Source organism: Wocania ichthyoenteri Th78 (genome assembly GCF_000789235.1).
GTDB classification, from domain to species: Bacteria; Bacteroidota; Bacteroidia; order Flavobacteriales; family Flavobacteriaceae; genus Wocania_A; species Wocania_A ichthyoenteri.
Window position 1 is genome coordinate 1374439 of record NZ_KN525716.1, and the last position, 19000, is coordinate 1393438.

Here is a 19000-nt window from a genome sequence, read left to right on the forward strand (position 1 = left end):
AAGATACAAGAAATTATCAGATAACAGAAAACTAAACTCTAATGTTTTTCATTTGAGATTCAATTTACTAAAGCTATATTTGTTATTTCAACAGAAATAAATAGTATGAAAGTTCGTGAAAAGTTTATTTTAATTTCAATAATAGCAGTTGTATTAGCATGTGTTATAGCTTTATTTTGGCCACCTATTTTATGGACGCTTTTACTTATTGCGCCACTTGTAATAATGGGTGTTTTTGATATTCTTCAAAAAAAGCATACCATAAGAAGAAACTTTCCGCTAATAGGTCGATTTAGATATATTTTAGAATCTATTCGACCAGAAATCATGCAATATTTTGTTGAAACGGATACAGAAGGAAGGCCTTTAAACCGCATATTAAGATCGTTAGTATACCGCAGAGCAAAAGGCGAAAATGACACCGAGCCTTTTGGTACACAATTAAATTTATATCATTCTGGTTATGAATGGTTGGAACATTCAATGTATGCAAAAAATAACCCAAAAAACATTGGAAAATTTCCTCGTTTACTTATCGGAGGAAAAGATTGTAAACAACCATATTCTTCAAGTTTGCTAAACATTTCTGCCATGAGTTTTGGCTCTTTAAGCACCAATGCCATTCTCGCATTAAACAAAGGTGCTAAAATGGGCGATTTTGCACATAATACTGGAGAAGGAGGGATAAGCAACTATCATTTAGAACATGGTGGCGATCTTATTTGGCAAGTAGGAACAGGATATTTTGGATGTAGAAAAGATGATGGAACGTTTAATGAAGATACTTTTAAAGAAAATGCTTTACGCCCACAAGTAAAAATGATTGAGATAAAATTATCTCAAGGCGCCAAACCTGGACATGGTGGTATTTTACCAGCTATAAAAAACACAGAAGAGATCGCTAAAATAAGACATATAAAACCTGGAGTTGCGGTACACTCTCCTCCGTCTCATTCTGCTTTTTCTGATCCTATTCAGTTTATGTATTTTATTAAAAAACTTCGTGATCTATCTGGAGGAAAACCAATTGGCTTTAAGCTTTGTCTTGGTCGTAAACAGGAATTTATGGATTTCTGTGAGGCTATGATTGCCACTGGTATTCAACCTGATTTTATAACTGTAGATGGTGGCGAAGGCGGTACGGGTGCTGCTCCAGTAGAATTTTCAAATTCCATGGGGATGCCATTACGCGAAGGATTAATTTTTGTTCACGATACTTTAATAGGATTTAATTTAAGAAAAGACATTAAAGTTATTGTTGCAGGTAAAATTATTACTGGTTTCCATATGGCAAGAGCCATAGCTTTAGGTGCTGATGGTTGCAATAGCGCACGTGCTATGATGCTTTCAATTGGATGTATTCAAGCTTTACAATGTAATAACAATACGTGTCCTGTTGGTGTTGCCACTCAAAATGCATCTTTAGTTAAAGGATTAGTTGTAGAAGATAAAGCACCACGTGCCAAAAGATACCACGAAGCAACAATACAAAGTTTTCTAGAACTTGTAGCTGCTGCTGGTCTTAATAATCCAAACGAATTAATCAGAAACCACATTAGCAAAAGAGTAGGTTTATATGATGTAAAAACTTATGAAGAGATTTACCCACACATGGAACCAGGTTCTCTTTTAGATATTAACAAAATTCCTGAAAACTATAAACGCTTTTTTCATTTAACCAGGATAATGAAATAGAGATCTATTAAGACATGTTTCTCTATTAGAATTCTTAAATAAAAGTTATTACTCTTATAGTTAAATACTATTCTTTTATTTTTTCGAAAACACTCAAACCACATTCTAAAAACCTAGCATAATCTTCTTCATCTGGAGTATAACCTACTGCCTGATTTAAAATTTTTGTGCCATCAGAATTTAATAATACATAATATGGTTGCGAATTTGTTTGAAAAAATTGTGTTTGAAAATTAGCCCATTTATGTCCATAACTCTCAAGTTTTCTCGTCCCTCCGTTTACTCTATTAACATTTACTTGCTCGTCTTCTGGCAATGTTTTTTTATCATCTACATAAAGCGAAATTAACACATAATCGTTTCTTAAGTAATTATCAATCTTTTTAAGTGGCCAAACATGTTCTTCCATTTTTCTACAATTCACACATGCATAACCTGTAAAGTCTAACATAATAGGCTTATTAACCTTTTTAGCATATGCTATACCTGTTTTTAAATCTTTAAAGCATTCTAAATTATTAGGGCAGTCATTTGGATATAAAAAACTATAACCAACTGGTGGAGCTAGCCCACTTAACAATGTTAAAGGTGTAAATGTATTTGTTTCTTTATTTACTCTAAATCCCGAAACTAAATATATAGTAAATGCTGCCACTAATACGCCTCCAGCTATTCTTGAAAATGATAGTTTCTTTATCGGTGAATCATGTGGAAATTTAATTTTCCCAAGCAGATATAAAGCTAATCCGCCAAAAATAATAATCCAAAGTATTAAAAAGGGTTCAATTTTTAAAAGATTCCAATGCGCTACTAAATCAGCATTCGATAAAAATTTGAATGCCAATGCTAATTCTAAAAACCCTAAAATTACTTTGGTCGTATTTAACCAACCGCCAGATTTTGGTAAAGCATTCATCATATTTGGAAACATAGCGAATAATGCAAAAGGCAAGCCTAAAGACACTCCAAACCCTGCCATACCAGCGGTAAGTTGCCATGCACCACCATCTGCTGTCAATGAGCCTGCTAATAGCGATCCTAGAATAGGACCTGTACATGAAAATGACACAATAGCCAGCGTTAATGCCATAAAGAAAATACCAATAAAGCCTCCTGAACTTTCTCCTTGAGTTGTTTTATTTGTCCAACTAGATGGTAAAGTTAATTCGTAATATCCAAAAAATGAAAATGCAAAAAATAAGAAAATTGCAAAGAATATAACATTTAACCACACGTTGGTTGATATTTCATTTAAAATATCTGGATTTACTGAATCTAATAAATGAAATGGAACACTTAAAATAATATAAACTGCAAAAATGAAAAACCCATAAAGCAATGCTTTAGATACTCCTGAACCTTTATTTTGTCCGCTTTTTTTAGTAAAAAAACTTACTGTAAGAGGTATCATTGGAAACACACAAGGCGTTAATAATGCTAACAAACCACCTAAGAAACCTAAACCAAAAATGCTCCATAATGATTTCCCTCCGCTTTGTACTTCTGATGCGTTACTAGTAACTTCATTTTCACATTTAATACTAGCCTTTTTTAAATCTTTAACAGATAATCCATAAAGTATATTATTAACAATCATATTATCTACCATTGGAGTAGTTTTATTATTGTCAGATGCTTCTAAGTTACTTTCTTTAGAAGAATTTATATTAAATACTAAATCTGCATAAGTTGGAGGCAAACACCTAGTATCATCACAAACCATAAACTCGACTTCGCCTTTAACTAACGACAGCTCATTATTTAATACTTTTATCCGTTGTTTAAAAACTACTTTATTTTCAAAAAACTTAATACGCATATTAAAAACGGGGTCATTTATGGTGTGCCCCTCCTCTTCTAAAACCGTTTGAATTAATTCATAATCTTGATTATCCTGAAAAGCAAACGTTGTTGGAATCGGCCCACCTTCAGGCACATTTTGCGAATATAAATGCCAACCTTTATCTATTTTTGCCGTAGCAATAAGCTCATACTCAGTTTCTGAAACTTTCTCAACAGATGTTGACCATTCAACAGGTTCTAGTATTTGGGAAAAGGCATTAAAGCCTAGAGTTAATACTAAAATTAAAACTAATTTTTTCATCTATTCGTATATATTTCTTTTGTAAAATCTTAAAAACACTCTCTTAATAGACGCTAAAAGTATAAAAAACTAATAGGTTTTGATTACTTTATTTTTTTAAAAAGTAAGTTGTTTAAATAAGATAGAAATATTGAGTGTAAGTTTTGATAAAACAGGCTATTTAATTCAATAGTTACTTTATGATTGTCTTTACTTTAATTAACACTAAAGATTATTAAAGTAAACAGATGGTGTTATTTTAAATGAATAAACATACTCTTTGTTTGCAGGAATAGTATATTCTGAATGTACTAACCTTCCCCAAGAGGAATCTCCACCAACTCCCATTTGTAAGAAATCAATATTCCATTGTATGGTTTCTCCAATTTTAATATCTGCACCATGTTTTTTAGTTACAGGTACTAAACCAGAAGCTGATTGACTTGCATCTCCACTTTTAAAATCAATTTCCGTCATAACAAACGGCCAAACACTTGTATTAATTAAAGTATTGCCTGATGCTTTTAAAGACAAATCATTCGAAGATACTTTAACCCAACGAACATTGGTTTTGTTCCCCGTTTCCTGTGGACGAAGATATCGTTCAAATTGGTCTATAATTTTTCCAGAATATACACTAGTTTTTACACCTGTTTTTCTGTCCCAATAACTTTCTGTTAAACCTTTACCATACCATGATATATTTGTGAAATCTTTTGGTAAAGTTATGTACATTCCTAAACGCGGAATGTTTGGAAGGTTCTTTTGATTGGGCATAAAACTATAATCAACGTTTAGACTTCCATCAGATTTTAAGGTATATTTTGCTTCTACCTTTGCTTTATTGTTAGGTAAAACATAATCAACCTTATAAGTTACGCCATCACCTAATTTAACAGGGTTTTCAATCAATTTAGAACTATAATTATACGTAGCGTTTTGCCAAATTTGAGCCCATTTATGCATATTATTACCCAAATCATTATCTGTTGGTGGTCGCCAGAAATTAGGACGAATAGCTTCGCTCGTTATTAGTTTTCCTTGACATATCCATAATTGAATCTCTCCTGTGTCAGCGTTAATTTTAAAGTCAACTTTATCATTTTTAATAGTTAAAGAACCGTCGGTTTTAATTATTTTAAGATTTTTTCCTTTTATAGAAGTAGTTTTATTAAATCTTCTTTTTTGAAGTAAAAACTCATCCCAAGCAATTTCATATCCTTTAGGAATTAAATTTTCATCTTCATTTTGAATTAAACTTACTTGAAAAATATATTCACCTTCTAAAGAAAAAGAATTTGGAAATTTTTCTAGTTGAATTTTTTTTGTCTCTTGAGGTTTAACATCAACTAAAATATTTTTATCTTGAAAAGCTTCTTTTCCATCTTTTAAAATTTTCCAAGCTATTGTTTTTTTTGAAAGATTACTAAAGAAATTTTTGTTTTCAATTTCAATAACGCCGTTACCTAAATAATTGAATTGAACTGGTTCATATACTTTTTTTACTTCGGTTAAATGAGGATGTGGATTGCGATAAGGGTTAACCAAACCATTGTTCAAAAAATTACCGTCTGTTGGTAAATCTGGATGATAATCGTGGCCATAAGCCAAATACGGATTACCGTTTTCATCTTTATATTCTAAAGCTTGATCTACCCAATCCCAAATATAACCACCTTGAAGATTTGGATACGTTTCTATAACGTCCCAATAATCTTGTAGGTTTCCAACAGAATTTCCCATAGCATGTGCATACTCAATCATTATAGATGGTTTATCTGAATTAGACTTACCATGATTAATTAAAAACTCTGGTTTTGGATACATTGGGCAATAAATATCAGTATAATCCTCTTTTTCAGCAGGCTCATATTGCACAATACGATTATCATCTTTGTTTTTTAACCATTTATAAGTGCTTTTAAAAACGTCTCCCTTACCGGCTTCGTTTCCTAATGACCACGAATATATAGATGGATGATTTCTATCACGATAATACATGCGTTTTGTACGCATTTCGTGTGCAGGTAACCAGCTCATTTCGTTACCTATTTGAGTATTTTCGTCTATGGCTAACGGATGACTTTCTATATTGGCTTCATTTACAACATATAAACCATATTTATCGCATAAATCCAACCAATACGGATCGTTTGGATAATGAGAAGAGCGTACCGCATTAATATTATTTTGTTTCATTAATTTAATGTCTTTCTCCATAGATTTTCTAGACACTACATGACCAGTAAAAGGATCGGTTTCGTGTCTGTTTACGCCACGAATATAAATAGCTTTACCATTAATTAATACTTGGGAATCTTTGATTTCTACGCTTTTAAAACCTATTTTTTTGGTGATGTATTGACTATTTTTTGTATTGGTTTCATCTTCTAAAGTTATTTTCAGCGTGTATAAATTTGGCTGTTCTGCAGACCATTGTTTTACATTTTTAATTACCGTTTCAGAAGTAAATTGAATAGTATCATTCGCTGGAATATCTATTGTTTTTAAATCTGAATACACTGAATTTTCATCATCAAAAAGTTCTAAAGATACTTTTCGTTTCACAGATGCTTCTGAATTATTTGCTATTGAAATTGCGGTTTCAGAAATTCCATTTTTATAGTTTTCATCTAAATTTGTATATGCATAATAATCTGAAATAGATACTTTGGGTTGTGTATATAAATACACATCACGTTCAATACCGCTCATGCGTAACATGTCTTGACTTTCTAAATAACTAGCGTCGCTCCAGCGAAACATTTGTAAAGCCAACAGATTCTTCCCTTTTTTTAAATACTCTGTGATATTAAATTCTGCAGGTGTTTTACTGCCTTGAGAATAGCCAACATACTTGCCGTTTATATAAACGTACATTGCAGATTTGGCACCTGCAAAATGTAAAATAACGTCTTGTGATAAGAATGCTGCATCTAAAGTAATTTCATTTCTATAAGTCCCCACGGGATTATAATCGGTTGGTACATTTGGCCACTTTGTGGTAAATGGATAACGTTCGTCCAAATAAATAGGGTGTCCAAAACCTTCAACTTCCCAATTGGCTGGCACGGGAATGGTTGTCCAATCTGAGTCATCAAAGTTTTCATTTTGAAATGTTGTTGGTCTCATTTTCGGGTCTTTAACCCAATTAAATTTCCATTGCCCATTTAAACTTAAATAGCGTTTTGATTTTTCTTTGACTGTAATATCCTCCGATTCAAATCCAAAATAAGTGGCTCTTGGCGGTAATTTATGCTCTTCAAATATTTTATGATTATAATGAAATGTTTGCTCTGGAACTTCTGGTAATGCTGTTTGTTTGCAACCCAAGACAATACAAAACAGGATAATACATAATAGTTTTAATTTCATTTGTCTTGTTTTAAAGTTGCATAAAATCTTCTGCAAATATTTTTCTTAAATAAAAGATTAATTCTTCTGCGTTTTCTTTAGTAAATACTATTGGTGGTTTAATTTTTAGGACATTATGATCTGGCCCGTCGGTACTCATTAAAATACCGTGGTCTTTCATTCTATTGGCTAAATAATCAGTTTGAGCTGGCAACGGATTCATATTAGCATCAACCAATTCAATACCAAGAAATAAGCCTTGGCCGCGAACATCTCCAATGATTGGGAATTCTTTTGAAAGTGCTGTTAATTTAGATTTTAAAAATTCCCCAACTTTTAAAGCATTTTCTTGTAATTTCTCACGCTTTACGGTTCGTATAACTTCAGCACCAATAGCACAAGACACTGGATTACCACCAAAAGTGTTGAAATACTCCATACCATTAGCAAATTTTTCGGCAACTTCTTGAGTGCAAGCCACTGCAGCAATAGGATGCCCATTACCTAACGGTTTGCCAATAGTTACAATATCTGGAACAATATTATGTAATTGAAAGCCCCAAAATGTTTTACCCATTCTACCACAACCCGTTTGTACTTCGTCTGAAATACAAAGTCCACCAGCGGCTCGAACATAATCATAAGATTTAGCTAAAAAGCCTTCTGGTAATTCAATTTGTCCGCCACAACTTATAATAGGTTCAATGATAAAAGCACCGATGTTTCGTCCTTTTTTATGAACCGTATCGATTTGTTTTTGAACCTCTTCGGCGTATTTTTCTGCACTATCTTCGCCTCTATGTTTTCCTCTAAAGGTATCTGGAAGCGGAAAAATGTGCGTGTGCTCTGGTGCGCCATTGCCACCTTTACCATCAAACTTGTAAGAGCTAATATCAATACACATATTCGAGTTGCCATGATATCCAACTTCGCTGGCAATAATATCGCGTTGGCCAGTTGATGCTTTTACCATCCGTATGGCTAATTCATTGGCTTCGCTACCTGAGTTCACAAAATGTAGCACGCTTAATTCTGGTGGTAAAGTTTCAATGAGTTCTTTCGCTAAAGCATTAATATTGTCGTGTAAATAGCGTGAATTAGTATTGATTAAAGCCATTTGCTCTTGCCCCGCTTTTACAACTGCATAATGTTCATGCCCAACATGCGCCACATTATTTACAATATCTAAATATTTGCGTCCGTATTGATCTATAAGGTATTGTCCAGCACCACGCACCATTTTAATAGGTACTTTATATTGAAGACTTAAACTTTTGCCTAAATGTTGTTTTCTGTAATTGATTAAATCTTCGTTTGAATTTTCAAAAGTATTTTGAAGCGTTTCCGATTTGAATAATAGATTTGGGTCTAGACAGATACTTTTCCAAACATCAATTTGTTTGTAATAAGCCACTCCAGGAAAATCATTTTTATAATCTAAAAGCGAAAGCATGACTTGAAAATGAAGATGTGGTGCCCAATTTCCGTTTTCATTTGAATGTCCTAATTCTCCAATCTTTTTGCCTTTTTTTATAATATCGCCTACTTCATTTTTAGTAGTACTAGCAACAGATAAATGACCATAAAGTGAGTAGAATTCAAAATTATCTACTTGATGTTTTAAAATAACCAATCCGCCATATGCTTTATTACCAGCATCGTTTACAGCAGCTACCACTTCGCCATCAAATAAAGCATGAACAGGTGTGTCACTTGGCAACCAAAAATCAATACCTAAATGAATAGTTCTACTTTCTTTACCATAATTCCCTATTTTATCATAGGTATTTGAAGTGTATAAAGGTCGTGGTTCTAAATAGCCGCCAGCTATAATTTTGTTTGGGTTTTTCTTTTGAAGCTGATTGATTTTAAATTCAAAGACATCCAAATTATTAAAATCTTCTTGATGACCAATCCATGTGCTAGACACGCTTAAATCTAATGGAGATACTTCATCTTTATTAATGGATGGAAATAATTCAGCTAATTTAAAATCTTGTTTTGAAGCCCAGTTTTTAAATTGATTTTCATTGTGGTGTCCATTAAAACCACAGGCATTTCTAAAACTAAAATGTGCAAAATCCGCACTTATATTTCGCCATTTTTTTAAGACTTCCCAAGCGGGTTTTTCGCTAATTAATAAATAGGCATTATTAGGTTCTTCTATTTTATTAATTGCCGATTTTGTAACCGAAATTACCAATCGCATGGCAATCGCATTATACAAATGTTGTAGTTCATTTTCTTGCAATGCAAATGTAGAATGATAACCTTTAATAATCGGCAAAGCAGCTTCTAGCGGATCGTTATGATGCATTATAGCATAGGCGCAAGCAATGGCGACATCGTTAATAATTTGCGTGTTTATAGCGTCTCCGTAATCTATAGCGGCTTGAACTTTAGGGTTAATTAAATCTGAAGAGACTATGACATTATTATCGTTAGCATCATTATGAACTACAGCTTTTCTTAATAATGAATAGGTATCTTGAGATTTTTCAAATTGGTTTTGAAAATATTCAATGAGTTCCTTTTCTTCATTATTAAACAAATTCATATGCACTTTTGTCCAAAGCGATTGTGCTACATCCCATTCAAATTCACGATGTGCTTCGGGATGTTCAAACCCTTGTAAAGCTTTAGTAAGTAAACCACATTGTTCACCTAAACTATAACGCAAATCGTTTAATTGCGGATTTACATTACTCCAAACATGCCCCGAAACCCAACTTAATAATCTGACATTTCGTTCATTTCCAAAATCATCTGTAATTTTAGAAATGGTATTTCCATGAATATCAGTAATAACTTTTGGAGCAATAAGATTTTGTCCATTGGCTTCAACAAACTGTAATAGTTTTTGTTGAAAATCTAGATATTTTTCGTTTTCATTTGGTCGAGAAATCTTTAAAATACAACCTTCTGAATCGTCAGTTTTAATTCTAAAATTAAAATCGACTTCTCCTGGAAGTTCTGCTGCAATTCCCTTTATTTTGAAAAGCTCGAAGAGGATATCTTCGGCTTGCTGATTTGAAATTTTTAATTTCTCGTAGTTCATTTAGTCCTTTTGTAATAGCATGATAAGGTGCGCTGCGCTCCAACTAAAATTTTCGGCATTTAAACCTTTTCCTGTTAATGGATGGTAATTTTCGCGTATAGATTTTCCTTTTCCTAAAATGCCTTCAGCACCTTCAATAATTTGAATGGTTGCTTTATCTGCCTCTTTATTAAACCCATAATTACGCAATCCTTTTACACCAAAATAAGCTTGATCGAGCCAATTTGGACCGCGCCAATAACCTTCTAACGGGTCGAATCTATTATGGTCTGCACTCATGGTTTGAAATGGCACTTTAGTATAGAATTTCTTTGGATTCATCAGTTTATTTTTTACAGCTTCTGCCTGTTCTTGTGTCGCTGCTTTAGCCCAAAGTGCTGTCCAGCCTTCACTACCTTCTCCTTTAATAAAAATGGTTCCTTCAAGATTTGTATCGTAAAACCAACCATCTTCTTTGTCGTAGAATTGTTGTTGGATTTTTTGTTTTAAAAGTTCAGCTTCCTCTTTATAGATTTTGGCATCTTCTGAATTTTTTAGAATAGTAGCTAATTCGCTTAAATATAGTTTTTCGGCATATAAATAAGCATTTAAATCTACACTTTCTTGGTCTAGAGAATATGCGCCTTCACTATTTTTAAGAATTTTAGAATCATCGAAACGAATAGCATTGTCCATACCGCTTTCCCATTTTGCAGCAATTAGTGTGCCGTCAGTTGAGCCATATTCACACAATCCATCTTGGTCGTGGTCACGTTTATTATACCACCATTCGTGATATTTTTTTAATTTCGGATAAGACTCTTTTACAAATTCAATATCCTTATTCTTTTCATAAATCTTAGTAACTGCCCACACAGCAAGTGGCGGTTTGGTATCACGATAATTATGCGCTTCAATTGTGGTGTCTCGGTAAATACAATCTACAATAAAACCGTCTTTACTTTGAAAATCGAACATCGCTCGCATTTGATTTTTTGCTAAACTGGTATCGTAATAAGATAGTCCCACAACATGCTTCCAAGAATCCCAAGACCAAAACCCATTAAACCATTCGTAGTGATAACTTGGGAATAAGCCTTCGTGTTTAATTTCTCCTGCAGGAATTCGCCAATTGTTTTGCAGTGTTAAATGAGCTTTGGCTAAAACTTCAGCATATTTATAATCTTTAAATTGTGATTTTCTGTTTTCGATAAGGGTTTTTAGTTGACTATTTTTTTCTTGTTTTCGTACATTTAAAACGGAATCGAAATTAATCTTTTGAATTTGTTTTTTTTCTTCTTCCCAAGAATATTCTGGAAAAATAAAGGTATGTAAAATAGTAATTTCTTTGGTTTCGTTGGGTTTTAAATCTAAACTACTTTTTGCGTTGTATTGTAAGCTATCTACTAATTCAACATGGGTAGTTTTAGGGAAAGTTAGATAACCTTTGGCATTTGTTTTTGTAGAATTAATTTTGATTATGTTATCACTTTTTGATAAAGAAATTCCACTAATCAAAATAGGCGAGTGACCCCATAAAATTTTCACATTGATACTCCTATCACTAGTGTTTTTTATTTTGGTTTGTAGTAAAGCAGTGTGCCCGTTTTTGAAAACTAGTTTTTCGCTCACAGCTATTTTATCGCTTGAATAGTTCTTCTCTAAATGACTTGAATAACTATGCCCTTGTCCCCCATTTAGTAATTCAAAGCTATTATCAACTTTAATCATGGCATTCATAAGAGATGTGCTTAACCAAACACCATTTTGCTGCGTCATCAAAAAAGGTCCAGAAAAACCAATAGATTCATTTGATTCTTTATGCAAGCCATACCCAAACCAAGCACCTTGACCTGAAAACATTAAACCAGATTTATCTACAGAGTCTTTTGGTGTAATATGGTAATCCAGAATATTTTTACTAAAGTTTAGGAAATTATCTTTATTATCAATCTTTATTGGTTCTTTAGGCTTATTACAACTAAAAATTAATAACAAAACTAAAACTGCTATATATTTAATCACCTTGTTTAAATGCATTTTTTTAATTAGGATGTGTACGTATTTTAAAACTTAATAGATTCTAACAAATTTCGATTATTTTTCTTTAATAATTCAAAAAACACCTTTACTTGACCTTTCATATTCACTTTTTTAAGCCCCATATTAATTTATAATATCGTTATTTGTAATATATGTAGATTTCTTTATAATTTATAAATCTTAGCTAATGAAAAAATTAATGAAACTTACTTTTTTTATACTTGTATTTATAGGTCTTACTATGCATTGTCAAACTAATATCTGGGATGAAAACCCAAGCGACTCTCAAATAGAATTGGATAGTTTACTAACCATCCTACCCTACTCAAGAGGTAAAGATAAAATACCTTTGTTAAATAGAGTTGCTGAAATTTATTGGTCTATAAACTCCAATAAAACTATAGAATATGCAAATGAAGCGTTACAGTTAGCACAAGAGTTTAATGATAAAAATCAAGAAGGATTAGCGCTTATTAATCTTTGTCAAGGCTATTTGTTTAATGATTTTTATGATAAAGCTTTACAACTAGGGCTGCAATCGTTGGAAATTAGAAAAGGTATTGAGAATGATTATGATTTAGCCTTTACACTACGAACCCTTGGATGGCTATATTACGACATTGGCTATTTTGACAAAGCTCTTGAATACCATACTGAAACTTTAAAAATACATGAAAAAATTGGCGACAAGCAGCGCATTGCTTATAGCTATAACAGTATAGGACTAATTCACGAACACAAAGGAGATTGCAATTTGGCATTATCTTTTTTTAAAAAATCTTTAGAGCTTAAAAAAGCGTTTAATAATAAAGATAGAATTGCAGAAACCATGAAAAATATGGGTGTTTGTTACCGTAAAATTAATGAACTAGATTCTGCTAAGACCTTTTTAGAATCTTCTTTAGAGATTACAAATCAAATTAAAGACGATCAAAATAAGGTGCATATTCTAAATGAACTTTCAATTGTAAATTTAAAGCTTGGAAATTTTGACAAATGTTATTTACTATTAAAAGAATCCAGATTGATTATGGAGGGATTAATGGATAATAAAGAGTGGATAGTGGAGAATGATAGAATTATGTCTGACTACTATTTAGCAAAACAAGATTATAAAGAGGCTTTCAATTACTATAAGAAATACGCAGAAGGGAATTCAGAAATTTTTTCGAGTAATAAAAGTGAAAAACTAACTGAAATGAGGATTCTTTACGAAGATGAGCGAAGAGAGTCTGAAATTAAATTATTAGAGCAACAAAGAAACTTAGAAGCCCAAAAAAGAAAATTATTACTAATTGGTTCTATATTATCAGTAATTATTGCAATTCTTATTATAGCATCACTTTGGAACAATATAAAAAAGAAAAAAGCGATTTACCTGCAAAGCCATAAGTTGTCAAAAGAAAAATTAAGAACACAATCGCTTTTACGAGAAAATCTTGAGCATAAATTAGAATTTCGTATGAAAGAGCTAACAAATCTAGCCTTATTTATATCTCAAAGAACATCAATATACAAAGACCTTACAAAATCTTTTAAAAGCTTAAATTTTACAGATATAAAGCAATTAAAAAAAGACATAAATGCACTTATAAAAGAATATACATTTAAGTTTGATTTTAATGAAGATATTCAAAGATTCCATACAAATGTTGAAACTTTACAAAGCGATTTTTTATTCAGAATTAAAGAAAAATATCCTCACTTAACTAACAAAGATGTACAATTAGCCGTTCAAGTTAAGCTTAAGCTCAGCTCAAAAGAAATAGCAAATATTAATAATATTTCTTTAAATTCTGTAGAAATTGGCAGGCATCGATTGAGAAAAAAACTGAATTTAGATAAAAAAGAAAACCTAGTTAGTTTTCTAGAAAGTATTTAGTTTTTTAAAATTCTTATCTCTAAATAGAGCCATACTCTCTTCTTTAATTTTTATTTACACGCATTTCTTATTAAACACACACAAATAAAGACATTTAAGTATAATGTAAAGGTCAAGTAAAGGTGATTTTTGAGGTTTTATTTGAAAATAATACAATATTTGATAACACCTAAGCTCATGCCAAAATTTGAGGCTTGGGCATATGACTAACAAATAACTATTAATATGAAAAAAAAACAATCAAAAAATCAAAACCAGCCTTTTAATGGCCTGTTTTTATTGCTTTTTGTGTTTGCATCGTTTGGGTTTACATCCAGTTCTTTTTCTCAAAGTATTGAAGTAAGTGGAACCATAACAGACAACACAGGAATACCTCTTCCCGGAGCAACAGTTACCATTAAAAACAATCAAACTGTTGGAGTACAATCTGACTTTGAGGGAACCTATTCTATTGAAGTCCCAAACAAACAAACCGTATTGGTTTATAGCTTCTTAGGCTTTTTAACCAAAGAGGTTATGGTAGGTAATCAGACTGCTATAAATGTTTCTTTAGAAGAAAATGCTGAAAGTTTAGACGAAGTTATTTTGGTAGGTTATGGCATTCAAAAAAGAGAAGAAGTAACTGCTGCCATAACATCTGTTAATGTTGCCGAACTTCAAAAAATCCCAACATCTAATATAGCAACCTCTTTACAAGGTCAAGCAGCAGGTGTTAATGTATCTTCTGCTACTGGTGCACCAGGCAGTGATCCTGTAATAAGAATTAGAGGTTTAGGAACTATAGGAAATAATAATCCGCTATTTGTTATTGATGGAATTCCTGGAGATCTTTCATATATTAATCCAGCAGATATTGCAAATATAAGCATATTAAAAGATGCTTCAGCAGCTACCATTTATGGTTCTAGAGCATCAAATGGTGTTGTAATTGTAACTACAAAAAGAGGTGAAACTGGAGAGCCTAAAGTAACTATTAACTCCTATATAAGCACGCATTCTGTAAGCGATAATGTAAGTATAGCAAATAGAAGTCAGCACGATCAAATTAAATTAGAAGCATATAATAATGTAGGAGTTACACCGGCACCTTATTTAACAAATGCCGAACAGTATGCAGATTCTGATTGGGTTGGAGAATACATGAGTAATGCTTTTGAGCAAAAACACGACATAGGAATATCTGGCGGGACTGAAAAAATGAACTACAATTTTTCTGCAGGATATTTTGATAATTCTGGAACGGTAATAAACACAGGTTTCGATAGGCTTAATACACGTCTTAATATGGATTTCAAACTGCTTAACGACAAGTTAAAAATCTCTCCAGGTTTAAGTTATACCAGAGAAAACACACGTGGGATTTTTGAGCCCATTGGAGGTGGAAATGCTAGTTTTTCTCCATTCTTAGATATTTATTCTCAATTACCACATAAAGCCATTTACGATGCAAGTTCTCTAAACGGGTTTGCTACTCCTGCAAATGGACTAGGCTCTGGTAACCCAATAGGAGAAGGTGAGATTACCGATAGAGCAAATCAAGATGATTATATGCAATTTAATATATCTGCTACCCTAGATATTATTGAAGGTTTAAAATATCAATTTCAATATGGAGCTAATGTAGAGAATACGCACTTTTCATTTTTCTTGCCAACTTATAATTTTGGACCGCAGTCAACCAATGACAATCCATTGTTAGATGAATCACGGTCGAGAACTAACGAGTGGACCTTAAATAATACCTTAAACTATCGTAAAAAATTTGGTAATCACGACGTAGATGTTTTATTGGGTGTCTCAAGAGAGAAAAGCCAATTCAGATCAGTTGGTGGTTCAAATAACACTTTAGCATCAGACCAATTACAAGCTTTAGGTGCTGGTATTGGAGATGAATCGTCTTATGGATTTAATTCAACAAATACATTGCAATCTTATTTTGGTCGAATCAATTACGATTTCAATAAAAAATACTATTTACAAACCAGTGTAAGACGCGACGGGTCTTCTCGATTTGGACCAGATAATAAATATGGTACATTTTATTCACTATCTTTAGGTTGGGCATTGCATAACGAAGATTTTTTCGAATCGGATTTATTTAGCCAAATAAAACCTAGATTTAGCTATGGCACATTAGGGAATCAATTAATTGGCGAACATTTATTTTTAGCTCGAATTGGTTCTGGCGGACAACAACTAAACTATCCTTTTGGCGAAGGTGTTAGCCAAAATGTTTTAGTCGGAGCAATTGCAAACTCGTTACCAACTCCTGATATTCAATGGGAAGAAACAGCAACTACTAATATTGGTGTTGATTTAGGGCTTTTAAACAATAGTATTAAGGCGACATTTGATTATTTTATTTCTAAAACAACAGATATGTTAGTGTCTGTGCCAATTCCAGCTTCATCAGGAATAACATCGTTTCCTTTAACAAACGGCGGAAATTTAGAAAACAAAGGTTGGGGTTTATCACTTACTTATAATAGTGATTCGGATAAAGATTTCACTTTTGATATTTCGGCAAACATAAGTAGCTCGAAAAATAAAGTTACTAAGCTGGGTATTGCAAATGAATCTTTTACAGATGGCTTTATTGAATTTAACAACTTCCCGACCACAAGAACAGAAGTAGGCGGAGAAATTGGTCGTTTTTATTTATTTGAAGCTGATGGAATTTTTCAAAATCAAGCAGAAATTGATGCACATGGCGTACAACCAGATGCAGTTCCTGGAGACCTAAGGTTTACAGATATAAGTGGCAATGGGTCTCTAGGTGATGAAGATAAACGCTATATGGGAAGCGGGCTTCCAGATTTTGAATATGGCTTAAATTTTAATGCTAAATATAAAAACTTTGATGCCAGTGTGTTCTTTCAAGGCACACAAGACAACAAAATTTATAACGGTGTAAAAATGTGGTTATATAGAACGGATAGAAATAATATGTCATCCGATTTATTAAATGCTTGGACGCCTCAAAATACAGGAAGTAATGTTCCTAGAAATGCATTTGGCGACCCTAACAATAATATTCGTCCTTCAAGTTATTTCTTAGAAAATGGTTCTTATTTAAGATTAAAAAATATTCAAATTGGTTACACTTTCCAAGAATCTGTAACTTCTAAACTGGCCATATCTAATGCCAGAATTTATGTAACAGCCAATAATTTGTTTACCATTACAGATTATTCGGGCTTCGACCCAGGACTTGCAAATGGAGGCACATTTACAAGAGGTGTAGATAGAGGTTTTTACCCTTTAACAAAGTCGTTTATTTTAGGAGTAAATCTTTCACTATAAATTAAAAAAAAGAACAATGAAAAAAATAAAATATATAATTATAACGGTATGCTTTATCGGGTTTTTAAATTCATGTAGCGATGATTTTATTAATGTTGAAAATAAAGAAGTTTTAACTGAAGAAAGTTTTTGGCAAACCGAAGATCATGCAATGCAAGCCTTAACTGCGGCCTACGGTGCTTTGCAAAGTGCTAGTGGAAGTAAATGGGCGTTTTTTGAAGAAATTTATACGTCTACAGCATACAGAGCAGACGATGTAGAGAACAATACAGCTGAAACTTATGGGCGTTCTTTAGCAAGTTTTTCTAACACAACTGAAGAAAGCGGACCATATAATGTATGGCAAGCAAGTTATGCCGGTATAGGTAGAGCAAATCAAATATTGCAACAAGTTCCTAATATGGAAGCACTTTCTGCAGATACTAAAAAAGGACTTATTGCTGAAGCTAAATTTTTAAGAGCTTACTACTACTTTTGGTTAGTAACTGGTTTTGAAAATGTACCACTAATTACAGTTTTTAGTGGCGATTTGGAAGATTTATTTCCAAGTCAAGCAGCACCTTCAGCAGTTTGGGCACAAATAGAAACTGATTTAAGTGACGCTGAAGCAGATTTGCCAACTAATTATCCATCAGAATGGAAAGGTAGAGCCACAAAAGGCGCAGCGAAAGCTATGCTAGGAAAGGTTTACCTGTTTCAAGAAAAATGGGGACAAGCAGAAACTAAATTACAAGAAGTTACAGGTATGGGCTATTCATTATTACCAAACTATGCCGATAACTTTAACGGATTAGCTGAAAACGGAAGTGAAAGTATTTTTGAAATTCAATTTTCAGGAGACCGTTCAAACGGAAACGACGAGCGTCAAGTTTTTAACTTTCAAGTATCGCCTTATGCCTTTGGGGGTTGGGAATTATTTTATCCTTCTCAATGGCTAGTAGATGAAATGAAAACTGATTTAACCACAGGTGGGGATATTAGTAATCGCGTTTACGAAAGTATTTTCTTTGATGACCCTAATTCTGAAATGTACAGTAGAGATTCTGGACAAAACGAAACTTACGCCAGTGTAGCAGCAGATTTGAATCATCCTAAATACTTTAAAAAATATGCGTTTAATGCCGACGAAAATTTCTATAACGGGACTAATATCTCTGTAATCCGTTATGCAGATGTGCTGCTAATGTACGCCGAAGCTTTAAACGAAAACGACAAAACACCTTTGGCAATTGATCAAGTCAATATTGTAAGACAACGAGGTGGTGCTGAAGCTTTGGGTGTAATGACAAAGGATGAATTACGCACGCAAATCCGTCATCATGAGCGTCCCGTAGAATTAGCTATGGAATTTGGTATTCGCTGGTTCGATTTATACCGATGGCAACGTGGTAGTACTGCAACAGAGTCTATTAAAACCACTTTAGAAAATCACAATAAGCCATTTGCGGAGAATTTTCAAGATAAGCATATTGTGTTTCCTATACCGTTACAAGAAATTAATATAAATAACAATTTAGACCCAAACCCTGGGTGGTAAATTTTAAGTAATAGAGTTAGTTAAAGTTTAGTTTTTTAACTGAATACACCTAGGGATTAATATTCC

At 32.8% G+C, this 19000-nt stretch carries 8 protein-coding genes; 4 read left to right on the plus strand and 4 right to left on the minus strand.

What is annotated here, in order from left to right; genetic code table 11:
- The first annotated feature begins 105 nt into the window (after window positions 1-105).
- Window positions 106-1695: an FMN-binding glutamate synthase family protein gene (locus tag RG22_RS05950; RefSeq protein WP_034041707.1), complete on the plus strand. Its 1590-nt coding sequence runs from the start codon at window positions 106-108 to the stop codon at window positions 1693-1695.
- A gap of 67 nt (window positions 1696-1762) precedes the next feature.
- On the opposite strand, the gene RG22_RS05955 is transcribed toward RG22_RS05950, so the two are convergent.
- From RG22_RS05955 to RG22_RS05970, 4 genes are all read right to left on the minus strand, one after another.
- Window positions 1763-3799 (minus strand): protein-disulfide reductase DsbD family protein, encoded by a 2037-nt coding sequence (locus RG22_RS05955; RefSeq protein ID WP_034041708.1) that lies wholly within the window; start codon window positions 3797-3799, stop codon window positions 1763-1765.
- A 204-nt stretch (window positions 3800-4003) separates the two neighbouring features.
- On the minus strand, window positions 4004-7153 hold the full coding sequence (lacZ, locus tag RG22_RS05960; RefSeq protein ID WP_034041710.1) for a beta-galactosidase, LacZ type: 3150 nt from the start codon (window positions 7151-7153) through the stop codon (window positions 4004-4006).
- A 10-nt stretch (window positions 7154-7163) separates the two neighbouring features.
- Window positions 7164-10190, minus strand: a complete 3027-nt coding sequence (locus RG22_RS05965) for an aminotransferase class III-fold pyridoxal phosphate-dependent enzyme (RefSeq protein ID WP_034041711.1) — start codon at window positions 10188-10190, stop codon at window positions 7164-7166.
- The gene (locus RG22_RS05970) at window positions 10191-12209 is read right to left on the minus strand and encodes an MGH1-like glycoside hydrolase domain-containing protein (RefSeq protein ID WP_052143651.1); all 2019 of its coding nucleotides are present in this window, start codon (window positions 12207-12209) and stop codon (window positions 10191-10193) included.
- 190 nt (window positions 12210-12399) lie between these two features.
- On the opposite strand from RG22_RS05970, the gene RG22_RS05975 reads away from it, so the two are divergent.
- The 3 genes from RG22_RS05975 (at window position 12400) to RG22_RS05985 (ending at window position 18934) form a co-directional block, all read left to right on the plus strand.
- Window positions 12400-14094, plus strand: a complete 1695-nt coding sequence (locus tag RG22_RS05975; RefSeq protein ID WP_034041712.1) for a tetratricopeptide repeat protein — start codon at window positions 12400-12402, stop codon at window positions 14092-14094.
- 225 nt (window positions 14095-14319) lie between these two features.
- A complete protein-coding gene (locus RG22_RS05980) occupies window positions 14320-17397 on the plus strand; it encodes a SusC/RagA family TonB-linked outer membrane protein (protein WP_034041713.1) in 3078 nt (1025 codons plus the stop codon).
- 16 nt (window positions 17398-17413) lie between these two features.
- Window positions 17414-18934 carry a RagB/SusD family nutrient uptake outer membrane protein gene (locus RG22_RS05985; RefSeq protein WP_034041714.1) on the plus strand — a complete coding sequence of 507 codons (1521 nt, stop codon included), beginning with the start codon at window positions 17414-17416 and terminating at the stop codon, window positions 18932-18934.
- The last annotated feature ends 66 nt before the right edge of the window (window positions 18935-19000 follow it).